14 protein-coding genes and 2 pseudogenes are annotated in these 13663 nt (G+C 65.6%); 4 read left to right on the plus strand and 12 right to left on the minus strand.

The window, feature by feature from the left end; all coding sequences use genetic code 11:
* Nucleotides 1-161 precede the first annotated feature (161 nt).
* The 5 genes from ACO2Q5_RS22540 to ACO2Q5_RS22560 are packed head-to-tail and all read right to left on the minus strand — an operon-like array spanning nt 162 to nt 3224.
* A complete protein-coding gene (locus ACO2Q5_RS22540; protein ID WP_423295277.1) occupies nt 162-788 on the minus strand; it encodes a DUF6441 family protein in 627 nt (208 codons plus the stop codon).
* 4 nt (nt 789-792) lie between these two features.
* Nucleotides 793-1107, minus strand: a complete 315-nt coding sequence (locus tag ACO2Q5_RS22545; protein WP_423295279.1) for a head-tail joining protein — start codon at nt 1105-1107, stop codon at nt 793-795.
* A gap of 18 nt (nt 1108-1125) precedes the next feature.
* On the minus strand, nt 1126-2148 hold the full coding sequence (locus ACO2Q5_RS22550; RefSeq protein ID WP_423295282.1) for a major capsid protein: 1023 nt from the start codon (nt 2146-2148) through the stop codon (nt 1126-1128).
* 48 nt (nt 2149-2196) lie between these two features.
* Nucleotides 2197-2577 (minus strand): head decoration protein, encoded by a 381-nt coding sequence (locus ACO2Q5_RS22555; RefSeq protein ID WP_423295284.1) that lies wholly within the window; start codon nt 2575-2577, stop codon nt 2197-2199.
* A gap of 53 nt (nt 2578-2630) precedes the next feature.
* Nucleotides 2631-3224, minus strand: coding sequence for a hypothetical protein (locus ACO2Q5_RS22560; RefSeq protein ID WP_423295334.1), 594 nt, complete (start codon nt 3222-3224; stop codon nt 2631-2633).
* Here ACO2Q5_RS22560 and ACO2Q5_RS22565 point away from each other — a divergent pair.
* Nucleotides 3142-4563: pseudogene (locus ACO2Q5_RS22565) on the plus strand (phage portal protein); the annotation flags it as partial. The gene ACO2Q5_RS22560 and the pseudogene ACO2Q5_RS22565 sit on opposite strands and share 83 nt — an antisense overlap.
* 134 nt (nt 4564-4697) lie before the next feature.
* Nucleotides 4698-5315, plus strand: a pseudogene (locus ACO2Q5_RS22570) (S49 family peptidase); the annotation flags it as partial.
* 146 nt (nt 5316-5461) lie between these two features.
* Here the strand turns inward: ACO2Q5_RS22570 and ACO2Q5_RS22575 are convergent.
* Genes ACO2Q5_RS22575 through ACO2Q5_RS22585 form a run of 3 tightly spaced genes read right to left on the minus strand, consistent with a single transcriptional unit; the run spans nt 5462 to nt 8209 of the window.
* Nucleotides 5462-5674, minus strand: a complete 213-nt coding sequence (locus ACO2Q5_RS22575; protein WP_423295286.1) for a phage head-tail joining protein — start codon at nt 5672-5674, stop codon at nt 5462-5464.
* On the minus strand, nt 5674-7725 hold the full coding sequence (locus ACO2Q5_RS22580) for a phage terminase large subunit family protein (RefSeq protein WP_423295288.1): 2052 nt from the start codon (nt 7723-7725) through the stop codon (nt 5674-5676). Before ACO2Q5_RS22580 ends, ACO2Q5_RS22575 begins: the two co-directional genes overlap by 1 nt.
* Nucleotides 7673-8209, minus strand: a complete 537-nt coding sequence (locus ACO2Q5_RS22585) for a hypothetical protein (RefSeq protein WP_423295290.1) — start codon at nt 8207-8209, stop codon at nt 7673-7675. Before ACO2Q5_RS22585 ends, ACO2Q5_RS22580 begins: the two co-directional genes overlap by 53 nt.
* Before the next feature lie 116 nt (nt 8210-8325).
* Between ACO2Q5_RS22585 and ACO2Q5_RS22590 the strand changes: the two genes are divergently transcribed.
* Entirely contained in the window at nt 8326-8553 is a 228-nt protein-coding gene (locus ACO2Q5_RS22590) for a hypothetical protein (protein WP_423295292.1), read from the plus strand.
* Between the two features lie 95 nt (nt 8554-8648).
* Nucleotides 8649-9206 (plus strand): DUF3489 domain-containing protein, encoded by a 558-nt coding sequence (locus ACO2Q5_RS22595; protein WP_423295294.1) that lies wholly within the window; start codon nt 8649-8651, stop codon nt 9204-9206.
* A 58-nt stretch (nt 9207-9264) separates the two neighbouring features.
* Here the strand turns inward: ACO2Q5_RS22595 and ACO2Q5_RS22600 are convergent, their stop codons facing one another.
* The 4 genes from ACO2Q5_RS22600 to ACO2Q5_RS22615 form a co-directional block, all read right to left on the minus strand.
* Complete coding sequence (locus ACO2Q5_RS22600) at nt 9265-9879, minus strand: hypothetical protein (RefSeq protein WP_423295297.1); 615 nt, start codon at nt 9877-9879, stop codon at nt 9265-9267.
* A gap of 54 nt (nt 9880-9933) precedes the next feature.
* Entirely contained in the window at nt 9934-11274 is a 1341-nt protein-coding gene (locus tag ACO2Q5_RS22605) for a site-specific DNA-methyltransferase (protein WP_423295299.1), read from the minus strand.
* Nucleotides 11271-12533: a DNA methyltransferase gene (locus ACO2Q5_RS22610; protein WP_423295301.1), complete on the minus strand. Its 1263-nt coding sequence runs from the start codon at nt 12531-12533 to the stop codon at nt 11271-11273. The genes ACO2Q5_RS22605 and ACO2Q5_RS22610 overlap by 4 nt, the downstream gene beginning before the upstream one ends.
* A gap of 397 nt (nt 12534-12930) precedes the next feature.
* Complete coding sequence (locus ACO2Q5_RS22615) at nt 12931-13635, minus strand: TnsA endonuclease N-terminal domain-containing protein (RefSeq protein ID WP_299912660.1); 705 nt, start codon at nt 13633-13635, stop codon at nt 12931-12933.
* Between the last annotated feature and the right edge of the window lie 28 nt (nt 13636-13663).

The following is a 13663-nucleotide window of genomic DNA, read 5'->3' on the forward strand; positions in this document are numbered from 1 at the left end:
AGGGCCGCATTGTAGGCGGGCCAGTTCGTCGTGCGGTAGCGGGCAGAGGAAGGCTTCGGCATGGACCGAATCTAACGCTCAGGATTCACGACGTGAATCCGCATCACCGATAAGTGCAACAACGTCTATAGGATGTTTGGTTCTCTCGTTCTTGTTCCGTATTATTTCCTCATTTCCCACTCCGCCACGATCCTCCCCGTCACGCCATCGATGGCCCATTCCGCATCGCGCGCCAGATCGAGCCGTTTGCGCACCTCGACCTGCGGCACCAGCAGGAAGATCGGCACGGTGGTCAGCCCGCGTCCGGTTTTCGACTTGGATGCCATTGCCCGCCCTTTCGAATTCAATCGCCCCTCGGCCACCAACAGACTCGGACCCCTTCGCCGGTAGATGAAGCGCAGCCGCAGCCCCGTGCGGCGTTCCCATTCGCCGGGGGTGATGCGGCCGCCTTTCGTGCTTTTTCCCGCTGCCGGGGTGGGGATGGCCAGCCAGAACCCGTCGCGCGACCGGATCAGTGGCCCTGTGTCATGCGCGCTGACGATCACCGGGGCGTTGGACCAGACCAGCGCTGCGGCGTTCAGGCTCTCGCCGCCCTTGGGATAGGTGGCCAGCCGGATCGAGTTGCCGAGCCGGGTGCCCAGCCCCGCGCCGGTGACCTGGCCGCGCCAGGCGGATTTGAGGCCCGCGCCTGCCTCGCGCATGGCGGTGGTGACGGCCTTCTCGCCCGCGGCGATTTCCGCCTGCATCAGGGCGGCGAGGTCGGGGTCGATGCTGATCTTCAGTTTCATCGGATCACGCCGGGCGGAGATCGAGCGTCCAGATCAGCCGTTCGCGGTCGCGCAGCGGTTCCCCCTGGATGACATGGCTGTCAGCACCGATGACGATCACATCGCCCGGGCGCGGGGTAGGCAAGTCGGCGACGCGCACATCCACCACCGTCGTGTCGCTGACGAACCGCCCTGCGCCGAAGTCGGTGACGCGATCTGGCGCGCGGCAGATGATGCGGATCGGGCGTTCCTCGGACGTGGTGGCCGAGATCCAGAGGGCCGGGGCCGCCATGGAGGCATGGGTGAAGATGCAGTCCATGGCGGCGGCGAAGACGGACATGGGCGTTTCTGCCTGGCGTCAGTTCGACGTGTGCAGGCGGATCGCCAGCCGGGGCCGCTTGTTCACCGGCAGGATCGAGGCCTCGGTCATGACGTCGATCCACCGGCCCTTCTCGTCGAGATGCTGGCGGGCATAGAGCGGCAGGCCGATGGTGTTGGCGGTCTCCAGCAGGTTCGCGGGGCCGCCATAAGTGGTGAAGGTGTCCATCGTCCCGAGCGGGAAGGCGATGCCTTCGTTTGCCGGGACCAGCCGTTCGGTGGCCTTGGTCGAGAGGGTGACGGTGCCGGAGTATTCCTCGAACAGGATCCCGCCGAAGGGGAAGTTGCGGCGGACGTCCTCGCGCAGGGGCTGGGCGCCGGTCGAGGCATAGAACTTGTAGGCCTCTTCCGTCTTCGGATGGGCGATCAGCTTGTCGAAGAACTCGCGGCTGACCAGCGCATGGACCGAGGTCATCGCCTCGCCCAGAAGGTTGTCCTCGATGGCGCGCAGTACCTCGCGGACCTTGGCCTGCACGTTCGTTCCGGCAGTGCCCAGCACGAAGTCCACCGAGATCTGCGCCAAGCCGAATTCGGTGAAGTAGTTGTAGAGGGTGGTGCCTGCGCCGTCCTTCACGATGCCGCGCAGCGCGTTCATCTCCATATATTCCCGGGTCTGGGCGTGCTTGCGCCGCATCAGCAGGAGCTTGCGGTTCATCACCTCGACGAGGGGATCGGCCGCGTCGAAGGCGCCCAGCGCTGGCTGTCCCTGGATGTCGGCGGGCAGGATCACATCGTCATGCGGGATCCACGGCAGCGCGAAGCTGCGCATGGACCGGCCTTCCCGCGTACCGACGGTGGCGGGGCCGCCGAGGGGCACAGAGGGCAGAAGGCTCAGGACGCCCTCGTACTGTTCGATGATGACCGAGCGCTGGCTGACGCCTTCGAAGCGGAAGAGGCCGATCTGGGCGAGGCGGGTATAGAGGTTGGGCAGGATGTTGATGGCCTGCGTCATCTCGGCCAGCGAATAGCCGCCAGCGTCGAAGGGATTGCGGACGAGGGTCATGGTGGGGCTCCGGGGGAATGAGGGGAGGGGCGCGCTCGTTGGTAGCGGTCAGACGCCGTCGCGGGCGACGATGCCTGCCGCGGCCAGCTGGCCGATCTTGGTGGTGATCTTCGCCCCGTCATCGACGGTGGCGTCGTAGGCGAGGCCTGCACGTGAGACGATGGCGGGGCCGCGGGCGACGACGATGCCGGTCGCATCGGCGAGTGTGGCATCGACGGCATAGAGCAGGACGGCCGTGGCGGTCTGCGCGCCATCGCTGCCGCCGCTGGTCGCCAGTTTGTACTTGCCGCTGGCGGTGATGCGGCCAAGGACGGCGCCGACGGGATAGGGCATGCCCGCGAGCAGTGTCACCACCTCGCGGGTGTAGTTCGGGTTGACCTCATATTTGAGGACATCGCCCATGCTGGGCGGTTCCGTCAGGACGGGCATGGTTCAGTCTCCATGATGTTGGGGGATGGGGGTGCCCAGCGCGGGCAGAATTGTCAGCGCGAGGCAGCGGCCGATTTCTTCGCGGCCGCGACGATGGGGCTTTCCTTCGCGCCCGCCGCCGGGGCGGTGGCGATGATGCCCGCCGCGTCACTGCGGGCTGCAAGATCGGCCAGGACCTTCGCGCGCAGGGCTTCTGGTTTCACCCCCTTGGCGACCGCATCGGATGCGTCGATCTGGACGCCGAGGCGCGCGGCCTGCGCGCAGACCTGTGCGACCTCGGCCGCCTCGGCGCGGATTGCTTCGGGCGACATCACGGCCGCCGCCGTTTGCGACGGTGCGACTGCCGCGGGCGGGGCCGGTTCCGGCGGTGGGCTGGCTGCAGGCTCGGTCGCAGGCTGCGCATGGTCTTCTGGGGCAGTGGTCATCATCGGGCCCTTTCCTCTGGGGGTGGTTGTGCCGCGGGGTGCGGCGACGAAAGCGCGGAAGGCGGTGACGGGATCGGCCACCTCGTCGGCAAGACCAGCGAAGACGGCCGACTCGCCTCGAAATACAGCGGCCTCGGTGCCCAGCGCCCGAAGAGTGTCGAGGCGGCGGTCACGCCCTTCGGCGACGGTTACCGCCCGGGCGCGCTGGCTGGTCAGGAACAATGGCTACGCCGCGAACGCTGTCGACGCCTTCGCGAACCATGTCGTGGGCGACGGCATCAAGCCATCGTCGAAGATCGCGGACGCGGAAAAGAAGGAAGAGTTGCAGAAGCTCTGGCTTGCCTGGACCGACGAGGCCGATGCCGAGGGGCTGACCGACTTCTTCGGCCTGCAGCGCCGGGCGGCGCGGGAGGTGTTCCTGGCAGGCGAAGTCTTCCTGCGCATCCGCACTAGGCGAACAGAAGACGGACTGACCGTGCCGATGCAGTTGCAGATGCTCCCCTCGGAAATGCTGCCCCAGGACCTGACGCGCGCGTTGCCCGGCGCTGGGTCGATCCGGCAGGGGATCGAATTCGACGGGATCGGGCGGCGCGTGGCCTACCACTTCCTGCGTCGCCATCCGGGCGACATGACCGATCCGGGGCTGGCGGGGGAGACGGTGCGCGTGCCCGCCTCGGAGGTGATCCACATCCTCGACCCGGTCGAGGCAGGCCAGCTGCGCGGCGTGTCGCGCTTTACCGCGGCCGTGGTGAAGCTGTTCACACTCGATCTCTACGACGATGCGGAATTGGAGCGGAAGAAGACCGCGGCGATGTTCGCGATGTTCATCACGTCGCCCGCCCCGGAAACCGCCCTCGATCCGGCGGAGGACGATCTCGAGGTCGAACCCGGCCAGGTGGTGCGGCTCGATCCCGGCGAGGACGTGACCACGCCATCGACGCCGGATTCCGGGTCCACTTACGAACCTTTCCAGTACCGGACGCTCTTGCAGATCGGCGCGGCGCTGGGCGTGCCTTATGGGTACCTGACCGGCGATACCGCCAAGGGCAACTTCTCGAATACGCGGATCGCGTTGGTCGACTTCCGCCGCCGGATCTCGGCCTTCCAGCATTCGGTGATGGTCTATCAACTCTGCCGCGCCGTCTGGACGCGCTGGATGGACACGGCCGTACTGGCGGGCGCCATCGACCTGCCAGGTTACGCCACCGACCGGCGCGCATACCTCGCCTGCGACTGGCTCCCCACGAAATGGGACTGGATCGACCCCGCGAAGGATGCCGCGGCCGAGATCCTGCAGATCGAGGCGGGCCTCAAATCCCGCACGCAGGCCATCGCCGAACGCGGCTACGACGCAGAGCAGGTCGACCGGGAAATCGCGACCGAACGCAAACGCGAGGCGGAGTTGGGGCTCGACTTCCGGCGGCCGGGATCCCCGGCGCAGGCGGCGGGTGGCGGAAGTGGGCCAAATGACGCCGAGGACCAAGAGCAAGATCGGCTGGACGAGGGTGATCGGCAAGAGAACGGCGAGGACCGGGAACCCCCGCCCGCGGAGGAGGGATGATGCATCACACCCAGATCGCCCAGCGCGTCTTCAACACGCCGTTGATGGTCGATCCCGCCAAGGCACTGGCCTTCCTGACCGGGCTTGGCCCCCGGATCGCTGGCTGCGAAATCAGCGTCGAAGGGCTGGAGATCATGGCCGAAGATCGGGATGCCGCCACCCTCCCCGCCCGGGCCTCGCTCTTTGGCGACGACCTGACCAGCCGCCAGGCGCGGAACGGAAGCCAGCCGTTCGCCGTGGTGGACGGGATCGCGGTCATCGAGATCGCAGGCACGCTGGTGCATCGCGGTGCCTGGATCGGCCAGTCCTCGGGGCTGACATCTTATGAAGGCATTGCGGCCCAGCTGCAGGCGGCCCTTGCTGACCCTGCGATCCGCGGCATCGCCCTCGACATCGACATCGACAGCTTCGGCGGCGAGGTGGCCGGAGCCTTCGATCTGGCGGATCGCCTCCGTGCCGCGCGTCAGGTGAAACCAGTACAGGCCTTTGTCGCCGACCACGCCCTCTCGGCCGCCTATGCCCTCGCCTCCCAGGCCGACCGCATCATCCTGCCCCGCACCGGCGCGGTCGGCAGCATCGGTGTCGTGGCGATGCACAGCGACATGAGCGGAGCGCTCGATCAGAAGGGCATCGCCGTCACACTGATCCACGCTGGCGCGCGCAAGGTCGATGCGAACCCTTACCAGCCGCTTCCCGAGGCCGTCCGCGACCGGATCGCGGGCGAGTTGGAAGACCTGCGCCAGCTCTTCGCCGAAATCGTCTCGCCCGAGGCGGCGATCAGCGTGTTCACATGCGCCCGCGTAGCACGGAACCCGCGCATCCGGCGGTGGGACTGCGCGGCATCGAACCCGCCGATGATGGACCCGAGTCGCGCGCGGAAGGCATCCAGCACCATGGGTCACAGACCCTTCGTTGCCACGGTGCCCCAGCGACGGCGGCGGGGCGTCGAAGAGGCGGTAGCGATCCGGCCTTCCAAGTCGCGGATCGCAGTCGCCAGTTCGGCATCCGAGCCATAGGTCACGGTCTTGCCGTCGTAGCTGACGCTGCGCAGCCCGGCGAAGCGGGCTTCCTGCAGCGCGGTCAGCATGGCCTGCATGCGTTCCAGGTCCATCAGTCCCTCATGAAGTTCGGGGTGTAGGCCCGCCGCTTCCGGCGTGGCGTGGTCAGCGTTCCGGCCTTGGGCTGGGTCGGGTCTTGCGTGGCACTGTCGGTTGCGGTGGTCGTGGGCATGCGCGTTTCCACGCCCGCTTGCGCTTCCAGCCGCCGCCATGTCGCCTCGTCCCACCGGTCGGCGCCGAGGATCCATGCCGCGGCGCGGGCATAGACCCGGCAGTCCAGCGCCTCGTTCCGCTCGCGCATCTTCTGCCATTCCTGATGGGCATAGCCGCGCTTGTTGCGGATGGTGACCAGCTGTTCGGCCACCAGCTGTTTCAGCCATTCGGTGTCGGCCCAGCCGGGAAGGTGGATCGTGCCGGGGGCGTCCAGCAACCCGGCGTCGCGGTCCTCGTCCGAGGGCCGTTCGATCCGCAGGAACCGGTAGGTCTCCGCCTTGAACGTCGCCGTTGCCACCGACCAAAGCCTCGCGCCGCGGCGCAGACGCTTCCCGCCGATCGTGGCGTCGACGAAAGTTGGCCCAGACACGGGTGCCGACCGGTTGAACCCTTCGAGGCCCTTCAGCGGCGCCACCTGTTCGAACCCGACCTTGCGCGACCAGGCATAGACGGCCGCGGCCTCGTACCCGGTGTCGATGCCAAGCCGTGCCATGGTCATGAACGCGCCGTTGGCATGCTGCCATGACCGGCCGAGCAAGGCGGTCAACTTGTCCCAGGCGGCCGGATCGTCAGGCCCGCCGGGAATGACGATGTGATCGACGAGCCAGGACTCGAGGCCCCGGCCCCAGGCCCAGATATCGACCTCGATCCGGTCCCTCTGGACGTCCGCCCCGGCGGTCAGGAACAGCCCGGCCATGGGCACAGTGCCCGGTTTCCAGGATTCCCGCCGATCCGCCAGCCGCTGCCATTCCGGCGCGTCGCCCGACTCTACCCATGTCTCGCCGAGAAGCGTGTTGCGCGCCGCGCGCAGCGTCTCGTCCGACCCCTGGGCCGCCAGCCACTCCCGCGCGACGTCGGACCAGCTTTTCCACCCGAGCGGCGAGTAGAGCGCCGACAGGTGGAAGCCGATGGCCTTCGGACCCCTGGAAACCGCAGTCGCCCGCCATTCGCCGCGGGCCAGCATCTCGGTCTTGTGGTGCTCGGCGATGGGGCGTTCGCAGCCTGCGCAGTGATAGGCGGCGGTCTCCGGCTTCCCCTTCGCCCAGCGCAAGCGGTCGAATTGCAGCCACTGCATCGCCCCACAGTGGGGGCAGGGCACATAGTAGCGCCTCTGGTCGGATGCCTCGAACTCGCGCTCGATCCGGCTGAGTCCCCGGATCGTCGGCGTCGAGACCATGAACACCTTGCGCCGATGCGAGAAGGTCGTGGTCCTCGCCTCTGCCAGCGTGACCGGATCGCCTTCCTCGTCGGCCGAAGCGGGATAGGCGTCGACCTCGTCGAGAAAGACATAGCGCGCAGGCATCGACCGCAGGCCGGTGGCGGAATTCGCCCCGGTCAGGACCAGGATGCCGCCGGGAAACTCCTTCGACAGCATCGAATTCCCGGCATCTCGGGATCGGGCCGGGTTCACCCGTTCGCGGAGCGCCGGGCTATCCGCGATGAGGGGATCAAGACGGCCGCGCGAGGTGCGCTTCGCCAGTTCCAGGCTCGGCAGCACCGCCAGCATCGGGCCTGGCGCATGATGGATGACGAAGCCGATCCAGTTGTTGCCCGCCTCGGTCGCGCCCACCTGCGCGGCCTTCATGAAGGTGATGCGCTGGGCCGGGTGGCCGGGGGACAGCGCATCCATGATCTCGCGCAGATAAGGGGCCCGGGCGGTGCGATAGCGCCCCGGCTCGGCCGCGCCGCGCGACGACAGCCAGCGATGCTGATCCGCCCATTCCGAGACCGTCAGGTTCGGATCGGGGCGCATCCCCTGCCGCCAGACCCTCAGAAGGTCTTCGGCACCGTCGAAGCCGAGGTCGAGGTCGGCCGTCAGGTCGTTGTCGTCATCCTCATCATGCAAGCGAGACCCGGAGGTCGGCGAGGGCGTCGAGCTGTTCGCGGACATGGGCTTCCAGCACCCTCTGCATGATCGCGGTCTCGATCGTCACCGATGCCTCGGATTGCCGTTCCACCTCCGCCATGATCTGCGCCGCCATCAGCGCGGCCACCCGTCCGGGCCAGGTGACCCAGACATCCCGTTCCTGCCGCGCCAGGCGAAACACTAGAGTTTCCGCCCGGGCACGGTCGACCAGAGTGCCCTTCTTCTTCTGGACCGCTAACTGGCGTTCTTGCGCCGCGTAAACCGTCAGCGCCGTGCGGGCCTTGATGTAGGACGTCGTCTCGCCCGGGCCGCTTGCTAGGCCGTCACCACCAATCGACCGACGCTGCTGGTCGGGGTCCGTCATCTCCGCCCGCCGCACATCCGAGGCCGCTGCGTTGATCGACCCGTCGTCGAAAACCACCAGCCGCCCGTTCTTACGCGCCTTCTGCACCCCGCCGCGGGACAGCCCGGAATGGGCCGCATACTCGCGTTCGCTCATGCCCTTCATGGCGAGGATAATCCGATCAAGATGATGATATTGCTTGGTATTCAGTTGATTAGAGACCGCGACAGAGCGAATCTGATCGCAAGGAGACGATGCAACTCAGCAAAGGACGCCCCGCCATGACCACCCGCTGCGCCGCCCAGAATGACAAGGCACTCGACGCGTTCATCGCCGCCAAGGCCGAGATCGACACCATGCTGGAGCGTCTGAAGACCCTCAGCGACGACCATTTCGAGAACCACCCCGACGAGATCCATTGGGGGCATGTCGGCACGCTGAAGCACTACGCGGGCCTGCTGCGCCAGATCACCGACAGCGCCTTCAAGGAAGGCGAACACGCCGCCTGACGCGCCCACGTGGCACGATGGCCGCCCCGTCCGACGACGGGGCTTGCGTGCGTAGAAGGCGCGCACACCGCGCGCCCAAAGCCACGGAGGCCCCGATGATCACCCCGTCCGACACCCAGTCGCTTATCCTGTCCCGCGCCGCGACCCGGCCCGGCAACCTCGCCTTGCCGCTGCCCGAGGGGCTGGTCGGCGCCGCCGCCAAGATGGTGGTCGGCAAGATGATCGCCCGCGGCTGGCTCGAGGAGGTCGAAGCCAACCTGCGGCGCGGCGAGCCGATGTGGCGCGAGACCGGCGATGGCCACGGCACCACGTTGATCGCGACCGAGGCCGGGCTGGAGGCCACCGGGACCGAGCCGGTTGTGGCCAGCGCCGTCGCCAGCGCGCGGAGGGCGAGGCCGAAGCATGAGGCGGAACAGACGCCCGCCGATACCGCCAAGCCCGTCGCCATCCGCGCTGGCACCAAGCAGGCGCAGATCATCGCCATGCTCCAGCGGCCCGAGGGCGCGACGGTCGCAGAGATGGTCGAGGCCACCGGATGGCTGGCACATACGGTCAGGGGCTGCATCTCTGGCGCCCTGAAGAAGAAACTGGGCCTGCCCATCAACGCTAAGAGAGAAGAGCGCAGGGGCACGGTGTATAAAGTCGAACAATGATTCTTAGAGGCGATGGAAAGCCGCCAAGAGCGGCAAGCAGCCGGATCTTCTTAGATAATCAGCGAGGGTAGTGGTACAGGCCGCTGCCAGTGCACTTTCGGCACGTTTCGATGTGAATTCCACTGCCGTCACAAGCACGACAAGGGCTATTGCTAGGCTTCACCCACCACCCGTCTCCGTGGCACCCTGGGCAAACGCGTTCATCGATTAGCGAGCCAGTGCCCGCGCAGTTCGCGCAGTGTTTGCCTGCAACTGCGAATTGCCCATCTCCTCTGCAAGCTCTGCACGCCTTGGAAAAGGTTCCTTTGCCATCGCATGCGTGGCAGGTTCCGCTCTGCTTGGTGGTTACATAGTCAGTGAAGATGCCGGAACGGAAGTTGCGTTCGACCTTCGTGCCATCCACCTTCTTGGCGGTTTCATAGGTGCCACCAAAGAAGCCCTTTTTTACTTCACCGCGCTCAACGACGCGACCGTTCTTGGTGGTCTTAGTCGTCGTCTTGTTTCCGAAAAAGCCGTCATTGTGCGTGTACTCTTTCGTCTTTCCGCTGCCCCAATGGGTGACAATCGTCTTTTTCTTGCCCGTCCAGGTCGTCGTCCTGCGAACCGTCGTGCCGCCGGTCAAAGCAGCAAAAATCGTCCCAAAGAAGCCTGTCTCTTTTCGCCCACGACCCATAGCAATCCCCCGACAACACCTAAGATTTAGGGGAAACGGGTGCATCTTGCGAGTCTAGCACCTTTCATCAAGGCAAGAATTCCTAGCTTTCCGTCCCGTTGCCATCTCCCAGCGCCGCACGGCGACGTCGCAATAGACAGGGTCCAATTCCACCGCGCAGCAGCGCCGCCCGGTGCGTTCCGCGGCGATCAGCTGGGTTCCGGAGCCGCAGAAGGGTTCGAACACCAGGTCGCCGGGATCGGTGAAGGCCTCCAGCACCGCCTCGACGAGCGCCACAGGGAACACGGCTGGGTGCGATCCGGCCGCGCCCAGACCGCCCTTGTGGCGCATGATCCGGAACACAGAGTCCGGAATGCGGTGGCTCTGGATCGCGTTTCCGTAGCCGGTCTTGCGATGGACCGTGCCGTCGGCGCCGCGGAGGCCACCGCCGCCGAGGGTTTCGCCTGCGTGCTTGCTTTCCACGGTCTTGTTCGGCTTACGGGGTTGGCGGTTGAAGTGGAAGATGAACTCATGGGAAGGTGCCAGGCGGCCGTTCCAGTCGCCGGGCAGGCCGGGCCCCTGGTCCCAGACATACCAGCCGAAGCGGCGCCAGCCTTGCGCGCGCATCCAGTCGAGCCAGCCGTCCCAATACGGGATCCATTCGCCATCGCGATGGACGAGGCCGAGGTTGACCAGCAGCTGGGCATCGACGGTGACCGGCGCTGCGGAGAAGACACCTTGCATCAGCGCATCCCAATCGCCGACCTTTTCCTTCGCCGCGCCATAGTCGCGCTGCTGGGCATAGGGCGGCGAGGTGAACATCAGCGCCGCCTGCGCCCCGTCCATCAGTCGCGCCACCACGGCGGGGTCGGTCGCATCGCCGCAGATCAGGCGATGATGCCCGAGCTGCCAGATGTCGCTGGGGCGGGTGATCGGATCGGCCGGGGCCTCGGGGATGGTATCGGCAGTGTCATCGTCGATGGACGCGCGGTCGTCGGCATCGTGCAGCAGGGCGTCCAGCTCCTCCTCGGGGATGCCGATCAGCCCGAGGTCGAAATCCTCGGCCATCAGCCCGCGCAGTTCCTCGAGCAGGAGTGCCTCGTCCCACCCGCCTAGTTCGGTCAGCTTGTTGTCGGCGATGCGATAGGCACGACGTTGCGCCTCGGTCAGGTGGCCGAGCACGATGACCGGCGCCTCCGCCAGCCCGAGCTGTGCCGCGGCCAGGACGCGGCCATGGCCCGCGATCAACTCGCCATCCGCGGCGACGAGGCACGGAACGGTCCAGCCGAACTCGGCCATGCTGGCGGCGATCTTTGCCACCTGGTCGGCGTCGTGGGTCTTGGCATTGCGGGCGTAGGGCCGCAGACGGGCCAGCGGCCAATGCTCGATCCGGCCGGGCAGGAGGGGTGCGTTCATGCTGCGAGCCGCTTTGCCTTGAGCGAGGCGAAGGTTTCGCCGGTTTCCGTCAGCACTGCCTCTTGACCCGTGAAGGATTGCCAGCGCTCGATGGCGACATCGACATAGGCCGGGTTCAGTTCCACGCCGAGGCAGACCCGGCCCGTGGTTTCGGCCGCGATCAGCGTGGTGCCGGATCCCATGAAGGGTTCATAGACGGCTTGGCCGGGGCTGGAATTGTTCAGGATCGGGCGCCGCATGCACTCGACCGGCTTCTGCGTGCCGTGGACCGTATCGGCATCCTGATCCCGGTTGGCGATCTGCCACAGCGTCGTCTGCTTGCGGTCCCCCGCCCAGTGACCCTTGCCCTTGGCGCGGACGGCATACCAGCAGGGTTCGTGCTGCCAGTGATAGTCGCCGCGGCTGAGGACCAGCCGGTCCTTGGCCCAGATGATCTGCGACCGGATCGCGAAACCCGCGGCCACCAGGCTCTCGGCCACTGTCGCGGCATGCAGCGCGCCGTGCCAGACATAGGCGACGTCGCCGGGAAACAGCGCCCAAGCCTCGCGCCAGTCGGCCCGGTCGTCGTTCAGCACCTTACCTGTGCGTTTCGTCTTGGCCGCGCCAGCCTGATTGCGCCAGGAGGGATCGTATTCGACGCCATAGGGCGGGTCGGTCACCATCAGCAGGGGGCGGACATCACTGAGCAGCCGCCCAACGACATCGGCCGCAGTGCTGTCGCCGCAGATCAAACGATGCGCGCCCAGCTGCCAGAGGTCGCCCGGCACCGACACTGGCGTGACCGGAAGTTCGGGCACATCGTCCTCACCCTCGACCGGACCATCGCCGCCCAGCGCCTCGGGATCCCGCAAAAGCGCGTCAAGCTCATCATCGCTGATGCCAAGCAGGGTCAGGTCGAAATCCTCGGCCAGCAGCCCCGCGATCTCGTCGCGCAACAGGGCTTCGTCCCATTCGCCCAGTTCCGTCAGCTTGTTGTCGGCAATCCGGTAGGCCCGGCGTTCCGCCTCGTCGAGATGGCTGAGCCGGATCACCGGCACCTCGGTCAGCCCGAGCATCGTGGCCGCAAGCACCCGGCCGTGCCCCGCGATCAGTTCGCCGTCGTCGGCCACCATGCAGGGCACGGTCCAGCCGAACTTGGCCATGCTGGCGGCGATCTTCGCCACCTGCTCGTCGCCATGCATCTTGGCATTGCGGGCATAGGGGCGCAGCCGGGCAATCGGCCAGGATTCAACCTGGCTCGGCGCGAAGACGAGGTCCATGGGATGGGGCTCGGGATGTGGGGGAGGGGAAATGAAAAGCGCCCGCGAGGGGGTTCCTCCGGGCGCAATTCTTCGATGATCAAGGGGTAGGTCAATGGGGGCAGGTCTGTCAACCCGAAAAGTGAAGCGGATTCAACGGCTTCTGACGAATTGGCTTTCCGTGGTGGCTTCTGGCCACCTGGCTTCCCCGAAGGTGGCTTCCCTGGCTTCCCGCCGGGAATCCACCCTAGCCAGATCGTGATTCCGCAAGCCGCTGATCTGACTCAAGATTTCCGGCTCCGGGCCGCAAGGTGGCTTCCGCCTGGCTTCCCCGGTGAAACTGCCTCACGCTAACGAACCGCCGCGCTGCGCCCCCCCGCATACGTTCTGGACCGGGGAGGAACCAGAGGAGGGGGGATTACAACAACATCCTGAACCTGTTCTGGTCGGCATCAGTGGATTTGATGATTTGATACTCCATGCCGCTGGCCGCAGCGATCTGCTGCGCAAAGTCCTTCTTGGCTTGAACGACGGCATCATCAACCTGATGATCCCCCTTTACCTCCACAATGACATACTTCTCGGTACCATCTGGCTCCTCTCTCAAGAAGATGAAGTCAGGGTAGTAGCTCCGAACTGTGCGGCTTTCAGGGTCAATATATTGAACAAAGAAATCAGACTGGCCATGTGTCAGCATGCCAGTGAAGTAGATTTGCTTTACGCGTTTTTCTCGAAGAAGGTCCCAAAAGAGGGTTCTCTCAGAATTGGAATCAAAGCAGTATGCATCAAGGTGAAAGCTCTTTTCTCTTTCATTGTCTTTGACAATGGCGTCGGCCCTGCGAACAATCTTGTCTTTTGCCGCGGTAACCTCATAGTACCCACTTGATGGGACCTTTATGAGTTCCACTTCATGTTCTTCTGATTTGCTTGTTTCATCCAATTCGAAAACTTTGGCAAACAGGCGCGGTATTACCTCGTCATAGAGCAGCTCGTTAAAATCGTTTACGATTTCAACGAGCTTTGCACTGCCTTCCTTTGTTGTTTCCAGCAATTCCTCTATGCTGAATGGCGATTGGTTCAGATATCGGGCGATCTCAGCTACCAAGCTGATCTGTGAGTACACTCGTTTCTTTCGGCGCTCAGTAAGGTCG

The sequence above is a fragment of the Neotabrizicola sp. VNH66 genome (assembly GCF_049445895.1).
Lineage (GTDB): Bacteria > Pseudomonadota > Alphaproteobacteria > Rhodobacterales > Rhodobacteraceae > Pseudogemmobacter.